Source organism: Catenulispora sp. MAP12-49 (assembly GCF_041262705.1).
GTDB lineage: Bacteria > Actinomycetota > Actinomycetes > Streptomycetales > Catenulisporaceae > Catenulispora.
The window spans coordinates 74,482-90,740 of sequence record NZ_JBGCCP010000006.1; the positions used below are offsets into that span (position 1 = coordinate 74,482).

General features: G+C 72.6%; 12 protein-coding genes. 9 read left to right on the forward strand and 3 right to left on the reverse strand.

Annotated elements, in window-relative coordinates; genetic code table 11:
* Positions 1-81 precede the first annotated feature (81 nt).
* Together ABIA35_RS14465 and ABIA35_RS14470 are read right to left on the reverse strand one after the other, a co-directional pair.
* Positions 82-1,410, reverse strand: coding sequence for an NAD(P)-binding domain-containing protein (locus ABIA35_RS14465; RefSeq protein ID WP_370358213.1), 1,329 nt, complete (start codon positions 1,408-1,410; stop codon positions 82-84).
* A complete protein-coding gene (locus ABIA35_RS14470; RefSeq protein WP_370358214.1) occupies positions 1,407-2,414 on the reverse strand; it encodes a glycosyltransferase family 2 protein in 1,008 nt (335 codons plus the stop codon). The genes ABIA35_RS14465 and ABIA35_RS14470 overlap by 4 nt, the downstream gene beginning before the upstream one ends.
* A gap of 204 nt (positions 2,415-2,618) precedes the next feature.
* On the opposite strand from ABIA35_RS14470, the gene ABIA35_RS14475 reads away from it, so the two are divergent.
* A complete protein-coding gene (locus ABIA35_RS14475; protein WP_370338691.1) occupies positions 2,619-3,002 on the forward strand; it encodes a histidine kinase dimerization/phospho-acceptor domain-containing protein in 384 nt (127 codons plus the stop codon).
* Positions 2,996-3,712, forward strand: coding sequence for a response regulator transcription factor (locus tag ABIA35_RS14480; protein ID WP_370338689.1), 717 nt, complete (start codon positions 2,996-2,998; stop codon positions 3,710-3,712). Before ABIA35_RS14475 ends, ABIA35_RS14480 begins: the two co-directional genes overlap by 7 nt.
* 15 nt (positions 3,713-3,727) lie before the next feature.
* Here the strand turns inward: ABIA35_RS14480 and ABIA35_RS14485 are convergent, their stop codons facing one another.
* A complete protein-coding gene (locus tag ABIA35_RS14485) occupies positions 3,728-4,069 on the reverse strand; it encodes a hypothetical protein (protein WP_370358215.1) in 342 nt (113 codons plus the stop codon).
* Between the two features lie 161 nt (positions 4,070-4,230).
* On the opposite strand from ABIA35_RS14485, the gene ABIA35_RS14490 reads away from it, so the two are divergent.
* The 7 genes from ABIA35_RS14490 (at position 4,231) to ABIA35_RS14520 (ending at position 16,257) form a co-directional block, all read left to right on the forward strand.
* A complete protein-coding gene (locus tag ABIA35_RS14490) occupies positions 4,231-5,553 on the forward strand; it encodes a hypothetical protein (protein ID WP_370358216.1) in 1,323 nt (440 codons plus the stop codon).
* A 297-nt stretch (positions 5,554-5,850) separates the two neighbouring features.
* Positions 5,851-7,224, forward strand: coding sequence for an ATP-binding protein (locus tag ABIA35_RS14495; protein WP_370358217.1), 1,374 nt, complete (start codon positions 5,851-5,853; stop codon positions 7,222-7,224).
* Positions 7,221-9,278, forward strand: a complete 2,058-nt coding sequence (locus ABIA35_RS14500; RefSeq protein WP_370358218.1) for a response regulator — start codon at positions 7,221-7,223, stop codon at positions 9,276-9,278. Before ABIA35_RS14495 ends, ABIA35_RS14500 begins: the two co-directional genes overlap by 4 nt.
* 106 nt (positions 9,279-9,384) lie before the next feature.
* Positions 9,385-10,782: a glycosyltransferase family 2 protein gene (locus ABIA35_RS14505; RefSeq protein WP_370358219.1), complete on the forward strand. Its 1,398-nt coding sequence runs from the start codon at positions 9,385-9,387 to the stop codon at positions 10,780-10,782.
* Positions 10,779-15,113: a glycosyltransferase gene (locus ABIA35_RS14510; RefSeq protein WP_370358220.1), complete on the forward strand. Its 4,335-nt coding sequence runs from the start codon at positions 10,779-10,781 to the stop codon at positions 15,111-15,113. The genes ABIA35_RS14505 and ABIA35_RS14510 overlap by 4 nt, the downstream gene beginning before the upstream one ends.
* Positions 15,110-15,475: a hypothetical protein gene (locus tag ABIA35_RS14515; protein ID WP_370358221.1), complete on the forward strand. Its 366-nt coding sequence runs from the start codon at positions 15,110-15,112 to the stop codon at positions 15,473-15,475. Before ABIA35_RS14510 ends, ABIA35_RS14515 begins: the two co-directional genes overlap by 4 nt.
* Positions 15,472-16,257 carry a polysaccharide deacetylase family protein gene (locus ABIA35_RS14520; protein WP_370358222.1) on the forward strand — a complete coding sequence of 262 codons (786 nt, stop codon included), beginning with the start codon at positions 15,472-15,474 and terminating at the stop codon, positions 16,255-16,257. Before ABIA35_RS14515 ends, ABIA35_RS14520 begins: the two co-directional genes overlap by 4 nt.
* Positions 16,258-16,259 lie beyond the last annotated feature (2 nt).

Consider the following 16,259-nt stretch of genomic DNA (forward strand, 5'->3'; position numbering starts at 1 on the left):
GCAACTGATCCGGCAACTGACTGGGCCATCAATCGGGCGATTGATCGCGCAACCGGGCCGCACCAGCCGCCGCGCCTACTCTCACCAGACGCGGCGCCGGTACGCCCGGGTCTTGGCCGCCACCCCCGCGGCGGCGCGCGGGGCGGCGAAGGTGGTGCCGCACACGAACCGCATCAGCGGCCCGAACGCGCCGGCGGCCGGGAACCCGACGAAGTAGAGCCCCGGCACCGACGACTCGAAATCGGCTCCCAGCACGGGCCATCCGCCGCGGCGGGTGAGCCTGCTCCGGATCTCCGGGGCCAGGAACGGGAAGGCTCCGGGCCCGATCCGGTATCCGGTCGCGGCGAGCAGATGGTCGGCGCGGATCGTGCGCGCGATGCCGCCGGGGCCCTGCACCTTCAGGGCGATCCGGTCGCCGACGACCGTCCCGCCGACCACGCGGTGCTCCTCGAGGATCGGCACGACCCCGTCGACGCGGTCGCGCAGCCACCACGCGCCCGAGGGTCCGAGGATCCGCGCCACGAGTTCCAGGCGCGCCCGGCCCGGCAGATGACGGAAGGCGGCCGCGCCGTGCGCGCAGGCGTACAGCGACAGGCCGGGGCCCAGGGGCGAGAGCGGCTTGGGCACGATGTGCCGGCGGTCGACCACGCGCCCGACGCCGCGCAGGTCCGGATCGGGGGCGTCCGCGAACACCACCGACGGCCTGCGGGCCACCACGACCGGCAGCGCGCCGGACTCGGCCAGCAGCGCCGCGCTCTCCAGCGCCGACTGGCCGGCGCCGACGACCACGACCTCGCGGCCGGCGAACGCCGCCATGTCGGTGTGCTCGGAGCTGTGCGACACCGGCCTCGCGCCGGGCCCGGCCTGCTCCAGGCCCGCGTTCGCCTTCCCGGCCAGGCCCGACAGGCTCGGCGGGACGTACGCGTGCCCGATCAGCCCGCTGGCCACGATGACCGCGCCGGCCTCGATCCGCTCCCCCAGCCCGGTGGTGACGACGAACCCGCCCGGGCGCCGCTCGATGCCGCGGACCTCGACCGCCTCGACGTCGGGCACCATGCGCTCGGCGAACCAGAGCCCGTAGTCGGTGAACACCCCGATCGGCACCGGGTCCACCCCGGTCAGCACGGGCAGGCCGGCCTCGGCGCAGTAGTCGGCCAGGCTGTGGCCGGGCTGGGGCGCTGCCAGGTTGGAGGCGGCCGGGGCGGACTTGAGGTTCATGCCCTTGGGCATGTGGGCCTTCCAGGACTGCATGGTGTGGCCGAAGATCCGCACCCGCAGGCCGTGATTCCGTAGGAACGCGCACGTGGACAGGCCATAAGGGCCGGCTCCGACGATCAGGACGTCCACCGTGCCGTCGGCCGGGCTCGCCGCCGGGACGGCGGCGTCGGTCCTGGAGATTGTCGCGGTCATCGCTGCTCCCCTGGTTCGGAAGGACGAGAGTCGAAGGGACGAGAGTCGAAGGGACGAGCGTTGGCGGGGTGAGCGTTGGGGGGACGAGAGTCGAAGGGACGAGAGTCGTCGAAGCGGGGGTCGGCGGAACGAGATCCGGCAGCCGGCCGGCGCACCGGCCGGCCCCGTTCGCTCAGGATGGTGCGCAGCACGCGCCAGCCGTCGGCCCAGGTCCTGAGGTGGCTCTGGCCGAAGGTGCGCGAGAACTCGTAGGACGGCACCTCGGCGAGCTTGAGGCGGGCCGAGGCCGCGTGCGCGGCCAGCAGCGTCTCGATCTCGAACCCGTCGCCCCGTTCGGCGGCCGCGCCGTCGGTGCCCGGCAGCCCCAGACGGTCCACGCACTGCGCGCGGAACGCGGTGTAGCCGTAGCAAAGGTCGGTGAACGAGGTGCCGTACAGCGCGTTCATCATCATGGCCAGCACGCGGTTGCCGGCCCGGCGCAGCGGGGTCAGGTCGCTGCTCCCGCCGCCGGCCAGGAACCGGCTGCCCTTGGCGAAGTCGCATCCGGCGGCCAGCGCGGCGACGAAGAAGGGGATCTCGGCCGGGTCCGTCGATCCGTCCGCGTCCATCGTGACGATGATGTCGCCGCTGCAGGCCGCGATGCCGCAGGACAGCGCGTTGCCCTTGCCGCGGCGGGTCTGCTGGATGACGACCACGTCGGGACAGACGCGACGGGCCGCGGCGACCGTGCCGTCCCGGGATCCGCCGTCGACGAGGATGATCTCGTGCAGCGACGAGGTGGGCAGCCGGGTCAGGACGTCCGGGAGGTTGCGCACCTCGTTCTTGGCGGGGATGACCACGCTGACCTTGAGCGTGGTGCCGGCTCGCGGCTCGGCGCGGACCCGGCGGGCCGCGGGTTCGGTCCCAGGTCGCGGAAGGGGATGGACTCCCCTGGTGAGCTGGGTGCTGACGGGCCGCGGGAGTGTCGAAACCCCGTCCGGCGACACCGTGTCTCTCGCAGGCATGGTGGCCTCACCTGTCCTCCTCTGCCCGCCGAGGCGATCCGCGAGCCGCCGTATGGCGATGCGGAGCCTCGGCTCGGCTCGGCTACTAAAGGGAAGATTCGGCGACCGAGATCCAGCGGCCTTCAAGGCCTCATCTGTATTTGGTCAATGCTGTGGGCACCGCTCAAGGTGTGGCCCCAGCGGTTCGCGACTAGCCTGGGGTCCGTGTTCGGTGACCGGAACGCCGGCTTGGAAGACACGCAAGATGCGATCGCGGCGCTCGTCGACGCATTGCGTCCGCTGAACCGCGAGTCGGCTGACCTTCTGCACGCGGCGTCGCACGAGTTGCGGACGCCGTTGACGAGCATCGTCGGCTTCACCGAACTGCTGGGCGAGGGTGCGGCCGGACCGGTCACCGCGCAGCAGCGGAAGTTGCTGGCCGTGGTCGCGGACAACGCGGCCCGTCTGATGGCGATGGTGGACAGACTCGAGCCGGTGCTCCCCGATCGGCACGATCAGCGTCGGCCGATCGACGAATACGGCGCGGTCCGCCTCCCGGTTCCCGGCCCGACAGCGCAGGAGGAGGCCGCGCGGGGGAAGCGATGGTGAACCGGGACAAAGCGCTGGTCATCGAGGACGCGGCGGACATCCGGCTGCTGCTGCGCGAGACGCTGGTCCACGCCGGCTTCGAGGTCGCCGAGGCGGGGACCGGGACGCAGGGTCTGGACCTGGCCTCGGCGCTGCACCCGGACCTGGTCACGCTGGACCTCATCCTGCCGGACATCGACGGCATCGAGGTGTGCCGCCGGCTGCGCACGATGAGCAACGCCTATCTCATCATGCTGACCGCGCGCACCGAGGAGGCGGACCGGCTGATCGGCCTGGAGGTCGGGGCCGACGACTATATGGTCAAGCCGTTCTCGCCGCGGGAGCTGCGCGCGCGGGTGACCGCGATGCTGCGGCGGCCGCGGATGGACGACCCGGGAGCGGCCGCGGAGCCGTCGGTGCTGCGCAGCCACGACCTGGTCGTGGACCGGGACATGCGGGAGGTGACGCTGGCCGGGAACCCGGTCCGGCTCACCCGGACCGAGTTCGACCTCTTGGTCACGTTCATGAGCCAGCCACGGCGGGTGTGGGAGCGCGAGACGCTGGCCCGGCAGGTGTGGCGGACCGAGTGGGCGGTGAACGACCACGTGATCGACGTGCACGTCGCCAATCTGCGGCACAAGCTGGGCCAGAGCGCCGACGACGGCGGGCTGGTGCGCACCGTGCGGGGCGTCGGGTACCGGTTCGGCGCCGATGTCGAGCAGGGCGCCTGAAACAGAGCGAGAGCCTCATCCTCGCGCGGCGAGGTCGCGCAGCACGCCGGCCAGGTCCTCGGCCACGGCGTCGGCTTCGCGGCGCAGCGTCGCGGTCAGCCGCGCACCGGCGGCCCGGCCGTCCCCGAACGCCCGCTCGATCCCGGCGACCGCGTCGGCCAGCCGGGCCGCGCCCAGCATCTCGCTGGCGACCCGCAGGTCGTGGGCCGCCCGCAAGCCGTCGGCGCGGCCGCTCTCGCGGGGCTGCGCGATGCGCTTCAGGCGGGGCTGGAGCAGGTCGAGGTACGTGGCGATGAAACGTCGCATCGTGCCCTCGCCGACCTCGTCGCGCACTCTCGCCAGGCGGACGCGGTCCACGGGTTCCGCGGGTCCTGACGCGGGTGTCGGAGGGACCATGGGCCACAGCCTGACCGGCGAACCCCAAGCGGAGATCTGCGCTGCGTCAGGTTCTGCTCAAACGGCCCATGATCAGGTGTCACGGGTGTCGCCCCACCTGCCGCGAATGATCTCCTGGAGAGGTGGATCCCGTGTGGTGGGAGCGGTGGAACCAGTGGACGCTCTCCGAGCTTCCAGTGCTCAACCGGGCTGTCATCCGCGGGCGCCGGCCGGCGCGGGATCTGGTCGCGCAGGCCCGGGCGGAGGTGCTGGCGGATCTGCCGGACGCCGGCGAGTACACGCCGCGGGAGGCGCGCCGGGTGCTGGTGCTGCTCGGGCTGCTCGGGGCCTCGGCCGCGCGGCACCACCAGGAGGCCGACGTCGCGCGCAAGGCCAAGCCGCAGGAGTCGTTCGGCGGGCTGGAGGTCGGGGCGACGGGGGCGCCGTTCCTGAGCTACTTCGCGACGGTGGCCGAGGCCTCCGGGACCGGGCACCCGGGGCGTGACTGCTACGCGTCCATCGTCCGGTGGAACGTGCCGACCGCCGAGGTGCGCGTCGGGAGCGAGACGGTCGCCGCGCTGCCGGGCGTCTTCCCGGACGGCCGGATCCGCACCTACACCGGCGACCCCGGTGAGCTGGCGTTCCTGGAACTGCTGAAGACGTCCGAGGTCCTGGAGCTGGCGGCGAACGACGCGCTGGAACCGATCGCGGACGGCTCCTGCGACATCGGCTCCGCGGAGGCGACCGAGCGGGCCTGGGCCGCGACCCGGTTCCTGGTCGCGCTGGCCACGGCCAACCAGGGGTTCGCCGCGCTGGCGCCCGACCACGGCGGGCTCGGCACGGAGCACTTCATGGACGTCTTCCGCCAGTTCGCGGTGCACTGGCAGCCCGACGACATCCCGCCCAGCGGCGCGCAGGACGCCCAGTTCCTGCGCCGGGACCTTCTGCTCGGCATCGACTTCCCCGGATACCACCACCACATGCGGCGCAACTATCCGGCGCTGCTGGACGAGGAGCGGGCCGGGCTCGACCGGCAGGCCGCACGGCCCGCCCTGCCGGCGACGCTGCTGCGGGCGCTCGACCTGGCGCCGGCGGAGCTCGCCACGGCCACCCGGGAGCAGCTGCGGGACCTGGTGCGCGAGCATCCGGACCTGGCCGCCTGGTACTCGCTGCTGGCGGCGAACGCGAAGGTCGGCGGGGTGCACTTGATGCTCACGGAGAAGTACCTGTTCAAGCCGCAGCGGGCCCGCGACGAGGCGGGGGTCGGGGACTCGCCGCTGGTGTCCAACCGGCGCGGGACCAGCGGGATGGAGGAACCGCTGCTGGTGCGGCTCACGCGGGCGCGCCGCAACCACCCGCTGCGGATGTTCGCGATGCTGCCGGCCGACGAGCTGAGCCGGGGCGCGCGGACGGCAGACCGGCCGGACGGGGTTCCGACGGTGCGGTACCAGGCCGGCGAGGGCTGAGGTGGCGAGCGGCGGGCAGCGGGCTCGATCGAGGGGGCCGGCCGAGGCGGTGCCGGGCGCTGTGTGCCCCATGTCGGCTGCCGGCTCGGCTGCCCACCCGGCCATTAGCTCGGCTGCCAACTCGGCTGCCATGTCGGAGGCCATGTCGGAGGCCAACTCGGCCGCCTTGTCGGCTGCCGGCTCGGCCGCCCACCCAGCCGCCGCCCCTCGCCGTTGGCCCGTCCGGTCGACCCTCCGGTGGTGCGCGCCCGGGATGCCGCCGACAATGAACCCGGTCGCCCATGCTGCGGAGGCACTATGAACGGGCAGCGGATCGGCGGTGCGCCGTCGGTCACCTTGCTGAGCCCGGGTGCCGGGGCGGGCTCCGGGTCCTCGGTGCGGGTCCGGCGGTCCGGCGCGGGTTGGCTGCGGGCGCCGAGGCTGCTGGGAGTGAGCGCGCTCGCCGCGTTCGGAGTCGGTGTGTGCGCCAGTGCGGCACGGCTGTTGAGCGGGCGGCGGCTGGCTGAGCAGCGGTTGGCGGCGGAGCGGGCGGAGACCGATCGGCTGCTGAAGGTCATCGACAACACCTCCGCGGTCATCTACATGCGTGACAACGATGGCCGCTACCTGCTGGTGAACCGTCAGTACGAGCAGCTTTTCGGAATCCGGCGGCAGGACATCGTGGGGCTCACCGACCATGACCTGTTCCCCAAGGAGATGGCGGACGACTTCCGGGCCAACGACCTGCGGGCGCTGTCGCGGGGCGCGCCGATCCAGATGGAGGAGGTCGCGCCGCATCCGGACGGGGTGCACACGTACATCACCGTCAAGTACCCGATCCGGGATCTCGCCGGCCGCACATACGCGATCTGCGGTATCTCCACCGACATCACACCGCTCAAGCGGGTCGAGGAGAAGGAGCGGCGGCTCAACGCCGAGTTGGAGGGCCGGGTGCGGGACCGGACCGCGGAGCTGGAGGCCACGGCGCGAGAGCTGGACGCGTTCGCCTACTCGGTGTCGCACGACTTGCGCGCGCCGCTGCGCGCCGTCGCCGGGTTCAGCGAGATGCTGCTCGAGGACCACAGCGGGCAGCTCGACGAGGACGGTCGCGACTATCTGGACCGCGTGGTCGCCGCCACCAAGCACATGGGCCGGCTGATCGACGACCTGCTGAACTTGTCCCGGGCCGGCCGGGCCGACCTGTCGCGGCGGCCCGTCGACCTGAGCGCGATGGCGCACCGGGTGGCCGGCGAGCTAACAACGGCCCATCCCGAGACGGCCGGCTCGGTGCGGGTCTCGGTCGACGACGGCCTGCTCGCGGTGGGTGATCCGGCGCTGCTGGAGATCGTGCTGCGCAACCTGGTCTCCAACGCCTGGAAGTTCTCCGCCAAGCGGCCGCAGCCGGTGATCCACGTCGGCTCGACCGAGCAGGAGGGCGGGACGGTGCTGTTCGTCCGCGACAACGGCGCCGGCTTCGACATGCGGCACGCCGACCGGCTGTTCGCGCCGTTCCAGCGCCTGCACTCCACCGCGGAGTTCGCCGGCAGCGGCGTCGGCCTGGCGCTGGTCGCCCGGATCATCGCGCGGCACGGCGGCCACGTGTGGGCCGAGAGCGAGGTCGGGAAGGGCGCGACCTTCTACTTCACGCTGCCCGGCGGCCCCGATCGGCGGCCGGCCGCCGGGGACCCGTGAGCGTCGGCACCGCCCCCGAACTCAGGCTCCTGATCTGCGACGACAGCGACGACGACGCGGTCCTGCTGGTCAGGCACCTGAGGCGGGGCGGCCTGTCGGTGGAGTACGAGCGGGCCCAGACCGCCGCCGACGTCGCCGGCGCGCTGCGGGACCGTCCCCCGGATCTGGTGATCTCCGACTACGTCATGCCCGGGTTCACCGCCGAGGAGGCGCTGAAGCTGCTGCACGCCAGCGGTCTGGACGTGCCGTTCATCGTGGTGTCGGGGCTGATCGGCGAGGAGTCGGCGGTCACCCTGATGCGGGCCGGCGCCCACGACTTCGTCCTGAAGGGCCGCATGGTGCGGCTGGTTCCGGTGGTGCGCCGGGAGCTGACGCAGGCACACGCCCGCCGCGAGCGCCGGGCCGCCGAGGAGGCACTGCGGGTCAGCGAGGAGCGGTTCCGGCAGCTCACCGAGCGCATCCCCGACGCGCTGTTCCGGGTCCGGATCCACCCGACGCTGGACGTGGAGTACTTCAGTCCGGCCGCCTCGGTCATCCTCGGGCGGGACCCGGAGGAGCTGTGCGGCGATCCGGAGACGGTGTTCTCGCTTGTAGCCCCCGGGGACCGCGCGCTGCTCCGGCAGTCCTGGGAGACGCCGGTGCCCGGGCCGCTGACGATCCGCTGGCGGCGGTCCGACGGCGCGAAGGTGTGGACGGAGCAGCGCGTGGTGGCCCTGAGCGACGCCGAGGGCCAGACCGTGGCCACCGAGGGCATCCTGCGCGACATCACCGACCAGGTCCAGGCCTCGGCCGAACGCGAGTCCCTGGAGCAGCAGCTGCACCAGGTCGAGCGGCTGGACTCGCTGGGACGGCTGGCCGGCGGCATCGCCCACGACTTCAACAACCTGCTCGCGGTCATCCTCGGCCACACCGAGCTGGCGCTGGCCGACAGCCCCGAGGACACCGCCGACGACGGGGTCCGGGCCAACCTGCGGCTGGTCCGGCAGCTGGCCGAGCGCGGCGCCGGGCTGACCCGGCAGCTGCTGGTGTTCAGCCGGCAGGAGGCGGTGGCGCCGGAGATCGTGGACGTCAACGAGGCGGTCGCGCTCACCGAGAAGGTGCTGCGCGGGGCGATCGGGGAGGACGTCGAGTTCGTCGCCGACCTGGCCCCGGACCTGTGGCGGGTCATGATCGACCGCAGCGAGCTGGAGCGGCTGCTGCTGAACCTGGTGGTCAACGCGCGCAAGGCGATGCCCGACGGCGGCTGCCTGACGATCCGGACCCGGAACGTGCCGGCGACCGAGCGGGAGGCCGGCGGCGAGCCGGGCGAGGACCAGTCCGGTGACGACCAGCCCGGTGCGAGCCGATCCGATGCCGAGCCGGGCGCCGAGCCGGGCGCCGAGCCCGGTGCCGAGCCCGGTGCCGAGCCCGGACCCCGGGTGCGGCTGAGCGTGGCCGACACCGGGATCGGGATGGGCGAGAACATCGTCGAGCACGTCTTCGAGCCCTTCTTCACCACCGATCCGGCCACGGGCACGGGGCTGGGGCTGTCCACCGCCCACGGCGTGGTCACGGCGGCCGGCGGCAGCATCACCATCGACTCCGCACCGGGTGACGGCACGACCGTGCAGGTGGACCTGCCGGCGGCCCCGTACGCCGCGTCCCCGGCGCCCGGCCCGGAACCGGCGCCGCCGCACGGCCGGGGCCAGACCGTGCTCGTCGTCGAGGACGACCACGACGTCCGCGAGCTGGTGATCGTGATGCTGAGCCGGTCCGGCTACAAGGTCGTCGCGGCCTCCTCGCCGGAGGCAGCGCTGGCCCTGGCCGAGACTCCGGGCCGCTACGACGTGATGCTGACCGACGTCGTCATGCCGGAGATGTCCGGGACCGCGCTGGCCCAGCGCATGTGGGCCCGGTACCCGGAGCTGCCGGTCCTGCTGATGTCGGGCTACACGGCCGGCGGGCTCTCGGAGGGCTTCGCCCCCCGGGGCCCGGTCGCGCTGATCCGCAAGCCGTTCACCACCGCGGCGCTGCTCACCGCGCTCAACCAGCTGCTCCGGTCCGCGCACCGCTGAGCGGACGCGGCCCTTGAGCAAACGCTGAGAACTGCTTGAGGGCGACCGTACCTCGGGCGCCGAGCGTGGGTGCTGAACCCTTCATCCCCGGCGTGCGGGAGCAGCGATGGACGAGCAGAACACCCGGTCCGCGCCTCCGACGTCAGGTCCCTACGCCCCGCCGTCCCGCCACCGGGTCCCCCAGAGCAAGGACCAGGTCTGGCTCGCGGGCCGGATCGACCCGAACGCCGCGCCGATCCTGGTCACCCAGCTCGACCTCGACGATCCGGACCGGACCGCGATCCGCACCGGGCACGCCGGGCCGGTGATGGCCCTGGTCTGGCTGCACCGGCATCCCCTGGGCGTGGTGAGCACCCGTGTCGGCGCGGGCCACGACCTGCGCGCGGCGCTGCGCAAGGCCGCGGCGCGCGACCTCGCGCCGGAGATCGAACGGCACCGGCGGATGGACGCCGAACCGTTCGGGCGCCCGGGCCGGGCTCAGGCCGTCAACGGCTACGCCGGGCTGCCGGCCTGCCTCAGGACGCGCGCCGCGATCCGCGCCGACCCGCCGCGGATGAGCGTGATCATCGGCACCCGGGAGCGTCCCGCCGAGCTGGAGCGCTGCCTGCGCTCCCTGGCGGCCGTGGACTACCCGCGCTTCGAGGTCATCGTCGTCGACAACGACCCGGAGACCGACCGGACCCGGCGGGTCGCCGACCGGGCCCCGATCTCGGTGCTCTACCTGTGCCAGCGCCGGCGCGGCCTGGCGGCGGCGCGCAACCTGGGCGCCAAGGCGGCGACCGGGACGATCCTGGCGTTCACCGACGACGACGTGAAGGTGGACCGGGACTGGCTGCCGGCCCTGGCCGAGGCCTTCACCGATCCCCGCGTCGGCTGCGTGACCGGGCTGATCATGCCGGCCGAACTGGGCAACCGGACCCAGGCGATGCTGGAGCGGCGCGGCGGGTACTCCAGGGGCTTCGAGCCTCGCGTCTTCCAGACCGGGCGGCACACCGACGACCCGCTGTTCCCGTTCACCGCCGGCCGGATGGGATCCGGCGCCAACATGGCGTTCACAGCCTCGGTCCTGAAGCAGTTCGACGGCTTCGACATCTCGCTGGGCCCGGGGACCAAGGCCCGCGCCGGCGAGGACCTGCTGGCCCTGTTCAGCACCGTCGCGACCGGCAGCCGGCTGGTCTACCAGCCCGACGCGGTGGTCTGGCACCACCACCGCCGGAACCGCGAGGCGCTGGCGGCGCAGGCCTTCGGGTACGGCGTCGGACTCGGCGCCTACCTGACCGCGGCCGTGGTCCGGGAACCCGCGATGCTGCCGGCACTGCTCCGGCGGCTGCCGCGCGGCCTGGCCTACGCCCTGCGCAATTCCGCGCCCGACCGCTACGACCGCAGCGCCTGGCCAGCCCGCCTGGCCGCGCTGGAACGCCGCGGCATGCTCTGCGGCCCGGCCGCCTACCTGCGCGGCCGCTGGCAGGCCCGGAACCAGCCGCGGTGGGAGGAGCAGTGGTGACCTCCACGGTCACCAAGCCCCGGCCGCGCGCCCGCACGACGGGCCGCAGCCTGGCCGGCATACGCCTGCCGACGTACCGGGACCAGCTGGTCCGCACCGGCCACCTGCTGACCCTCAGTTCCCTGCTGACCGCGGCGGTCGGCGCGATCTACTGGGCCGTCGCGACCCGGGTCTACGGCCCGGCCAGCGTCGGCCGGGCGTACGCCGCGGTGTCGGCGATGACGCTGCTGGCCAGCGTCGGCGGGCTGAACCTGGGCAACGTGCTGGTCCGGTTCCTGCCGAACTCCGGGCCCAGGGCCCGCCGGCTGGTGACCACGATGTACGCCGCGGCCGCCGTGGGCGCCGCCGCCGCGGCCCTCGGATTCATCCTCCTGGTCCCGCGGCTGTCCTCCGGGCTCGCCTTCCTGCACTCGCCGCTGATCGGCGGGGCGTTCGTCGTCGGCGCGGCGGCGTACTCGATCTTCATCCTCCAGGACGGCGCCCTGACCGGGCTGAGCCGGCCCGGCTGGGTGGTCTGGGAGAACGCACTGTTCGCCCTCGTGAAGATCTTCCTGGTCTCGGTCCTGGCCGTCACGGCCGTGCGGGCTCAGGGGATCCTGGTGTCCTGGATCGTGGCCCTGGTCGCCGCGGTGCTGGTGACCAACGCGTTCCTGTATCGCAGACTGGCCTCCCTGGCCCGGAGCCAGGCCACGGAGACCGGCTCAGTTCCCGCTCCCACGGCCGGCTACATCACGGCCGACTACGTCGGGCAGCTGCTGTGGATCAGCGCGAACAGCCTGCCGCCGATCATGGTCCTGGACCGGCTGGGCGCCGTGGACAGCGCGTACTTCTCGGTGTCGTGGTCCATCACCAACGCGCTCTACATGTTCGGCATCAACATGGGGCTGGCGTTCGTGGTGGAGAGCGCCCACCGGCAGACGGTGGACCCGGCCCGGCTGCGGCACATGTTCCGGCACACGATGGCGATACTCGTCCCCTGCATCGCGCTGGCGGTCGCGGCCGCGCCGCTGATCCTGCGGATATACGGCAGCGACTACCAGCACGGGGCCACCGACCTGCTGCGGATCCTGGTGCTGTCCGCGCTGCCGAACGTGGTCCTGGTGATGGCCGTGAGCGTGGCCCGCGCGCGGATGCGCATGAAGGTCGTCGCCGTGGTCTACCTGGTGCAGTTCGTCCTGCTCATCGTGCTGACCGTGGTGCTGCTGCCGGTGATGGGCGTGACCGGCGCCGGAGTCGCGTGGCTGGCCAGCCTGACGGTGGTCGCGGCCGGCCTGCTGTGGAAGCGGCGGGCCTGGCTCACCGGCGATCTGCCTGCCGCCGCCCTCGCTTCGGCACAGGCACCGGCAACCGCACCGGCGACGGTCCGGACGGCGCTGCCCAGCGTCAGCGTGATCGTCTGCGCCTACACCCCGGACCGCTGGGACGACATGCTCGCCGCCGTCCACTCGGTGCGGCACCAGACGGTCCGCCCCGACGAGGTCGTCCTGGTCATCGACCACTGCCCGGAGCTCCTGCGGCGGGCCCAGCAGGCGCTGCCCGGCGTCCGGGTGGTGCCCAGCCGGGGCCTGCGCGGCCTGTCCGGGGCGCGCAACACCGGGATCCAGACGGCCTCCCACGACGTCCTGGCCTTCCTCGACGACGACGCCGTCGCCGATCCGGACTGGCTGGAGCGGCTGCTGGCCTCCTACGAGAACGAGTCGGTGCTCGGCGTCGGCGGCCTCGTGACGCCCCGCTGGGACGCCGGGCGCCCGTCGTGGTTCGCCCGGGAATTCGACTGGGTCGTGGGCTGCAGCTACCGGGGCATGCAGGTCCCGGTCCGCAACTTCATCGGCGCCAACATGTCGTTCCGGCGCGACGTCGCGGTGCGGATCGGCGGATTCCGCACCGACCTGGGACGGGTCGGGACCCGTCCGGTCGGCGGCGAGGACACCGAGTTCTGCATCCGGGCCACCTCCGAGACCGAGGGCGGCTCGCTGGTCTACCAGGAAGGGGCCCGGGTCCGGCACCGCGTACCCGAGCATCGCGGCACCCGGCACTACTTTCTGTCGCGCTGCTTCGCCGAGGGCCTGTCCAAGTCCGTGGTCCGGCGCATGTCCGGCAGCGGGGCCGGACTGGCCTCGGAACGCGGATATCTGTCCAGCGCGATCCCGGCGGCGCTGGTGCGGCCGCTGCGCCGCGGCCCGGACCGGCCTTCGCTGGCCACGGTGCCGATGCTGATCGCGGGGGTCGTGTCCACGGTCTCGGGATTCGTCGTCGGCAGCGCGAACAAGGGCCTGGCTTCGAGCGCGACGGTGGCAGCGAGCGCGAGTACGAGCGAGGTGCCGGTGGTCGGCGCGGACGCCGATCGGGATGGTGCCGCGCGCCTGGCGGGAGTGCTCGAGCCACTCGAACCGCCCGAGCCGCCCGAGCCGCCAGAGCCGCCCGAGCCGGTGGAACCAGTCGCCACCCCGGAACAGGCCGAACCCGAGCGAGCCGCGGAACCGGCCAACCCCCTCATCGCGGCCCACCCGGCGCTCCGCTGGGCGCTGGTCGCGGCGACGGTGTCGGCGCTGGTCGCCGCGCTGGGGCTGTGGATCCGGTCGTTGCACCACATCCCGCTGGACAAGCTCGGGGACCTCGGGCTGACCGGGATCCTGCCCCACTCCTACTGGATCGCGGCCGTCATCCTGACCATCGGGTTCTGCCTCACCCTCACTGCGGCGCCGGTCCGCAGGGCGGTGCCGCCGGCGGCCTATGTCATCGTCCTGATCTTCATTCAGAACGCCACCCCGATCTTCCGGTACTCCACCCTGCGCTACCCCTGGGCCTTCAAGCACACGGAGGTCGCCTCCTACATCGCCTCGCACGGCAAGGTCCCATCGCTGCCCGGGACCAACATCCTGTCCGCGTACAGCGACTGGCCCGGCTTCTTCTCCCTGAACGCGCTGCTGTCCAAGATGATCGGCGTCCAGGACTCGACGTCCTACGCCGCCTGGGCCCCGCTGGTGTTCAACCTGCTGATGCTGATGCCGCTGGTGCTGCTCTTCCGGTCGGTGACCTCGCGCCGGGCCCTGATCTGGACCGGTGTCTGGATCTTCTACGTCGGGGCGTGGATCGGCGAGGACTACTTCTCCCCGCAGTCCTTCTCGCTGCTTCTGTACATCACGTTCATCGCCGTGCTGGTGCACCGGCTCACATCCGTCAAGCGGGGTACCCGGGTCCCGCGCGCGCCCCACATCGAGACCGCCATGCTGCTGGTCATGGCCGCGGCGATCGTCACCAGCCACCAGCTGACGCCGTTCATGCTCGTGGCGGCACTGGCGGCGGTCTCGTGCAAGCGCGCCTACCGCAAGGTCTCGCTGCCGCTGCTGGCCGGGACCACGCTGATGGTCGTGGTGTGGGCGGGGACCGTGGCCCGGCCGTTCATGGCGGCGAACCTCAGCGGGTTCATCAGCGCCGTCGGCAAGCTCGGCTTCGGGACCAGCGTCGGGGTGATCCAGCTGGGAACGGTGCCGCCGCACGTGGTGATGATCGCCAACATCGACCGCGCCCTGTCCGCCTCGATCGTCGTCCTGGCGCTGATCGGCATGCTGCGCAGGCGCTGGCCCGAGCGCGTCGCGCTCATCCCCCTGTTCCTGGCGCCGATCCCGATCTTCGCGCTGACCACCTACGGCAGCGCGGTGATCTTCCGGGTCTACCTGTTCATGCTCCCGGCCGCCTCGCTGCTGGCCGCCGCCGCGCTCGTGCCATGGCGCGCCGCGTGGGAGTCGACGCACCGCCTCGGGCGCAGGCTGTTCAACGCCGGCATCCGCGTCGCCGGGGCGGCAGCGCTGGTCGTGATGTTCGTCGCGTACACCTTCGGCAACTACGGCAACGAGCTTGTGAACTACTCGCCGCCAGACCAGGTGCGCGCGGCCGAGTACATGTACTCCGTGGCTCCGCCGCACTCGCTGATCCTGGCCGCCAACGACGAGTTCGACCGCGCGTACACGGACTACTGGAACGACCCGCTCGTGCAGTTCGACGGACAGGGCGTCCAGGTGACCCAGCGGCTGGCGCAGGATCCGGTGAGGGAACTTCAGGCGCTGTCCCAGCAAACCCCCAACGCGGCGACCTTCGTCATCCTCACGCGCAGCCAGGAGGCGGCCGTGACCGACAACAGCCTGATGCCGGACGGGGTGTACGCCGAGATCCAGTCGGCGCTCGACACGTCGCCGCAGGTCCAGACCGTCTACCGGACGGAGAACGCGACCGTCTACCGGCTCATCCCGCAGCCGCAGCCACAGCCACAGGCCCAACCCCAACAGCCACCGAACACCGGCACCGAGCTCCACCCGGAGGTACCGCAATGAAGATCCCCGTCATCATCCTGCTGGCCGTCTCGGGGTGGATCGCGCTGGCCGCGACGGCGCTGCCGGCGCAGTCGCCGCTCCGCGTCGTCGTCTCCGTCGTGTTCCTGCTCGTGTGCCCGGGGGCGGCAGCCGTGCTGCTCGCCGACGCCCTGATGGCCAGGCGCGGTGTCCGTCCCTACGGAGCGCTCGCCTCCGTGGTCCTGGCCGTGGCCGTGAGCCTGGCGCTGGCCACGCTGGTCAGCGAGGCGTTCACGCTGACCGGGACGTTCACCATGGCGCGGTGCGTGATCACCCTCGCCGCGCTGACCACCGGTCTGGCCCTGATCCCCAGACTCACCCACCTCGGGGAGGCGAAGTCATGAACCCGCTCGCTGTTCTGCTCTACCACACGATCAACGACGACCCGCCGTCGTGGGTGGCGCCGTTCTCCGTCAGTACCCGTACCTTCCTCGGCCAGCTCGACGCCGTCGTCGACAGCGGACGCCCGATCGTGACGGCGAGCCAGGTCGTGGCCTCCCGGCGCGGCGGGCCGGCCCTGCCGCCGGACGCCGTCGCGCTCACCTTCGACGACGGGTTCCGCGACTTCGCGCACACCGTCGCGCCGGCCCTGGCCGCGCGGTCGCTGCCGGCGGCGCTGTTCGTCACCACCGGGGCCCTGCACCCGCACCGCCGCAGCGTCCTCGGGGACGCACCGATGCTGAGCATGGACGACGTCGTCTGCCTGGATCAGGAGGGCATCGAGATCTGCTCGCACGCCCACGTGCACGAACAACTGGACACGCTGCCGTCGCAGCGGATCACCCAGGAACTCCTGATCCCCAAGACGATCCTCGAAGAGGCGCTGGGGCACGCGGTGTCGCTCTACGCCTATCCCTACGGGTATTCGAGCCTTGAGGTGCGGAACCAGACGCGGCACACGGGCTACCTCGGGGCGTTCGCCGTGCGCAACGCCTTCAGCCCGGAGGACGACGATCCCTACCGGATCGCCCGGCTCATGGTCTGCCGCGACACCAGCCCGGAGACCTTCGCCTCTTGGCTCAGCGGCACGGGAGCTCCCACGGCCTCGGCCCACGAGCAGCCGCAGACCATGTTGTGGCGGCAGTACCGCCGCTCCCGGGCACGGCTGCACGCCGTGCGGAGGTGAAC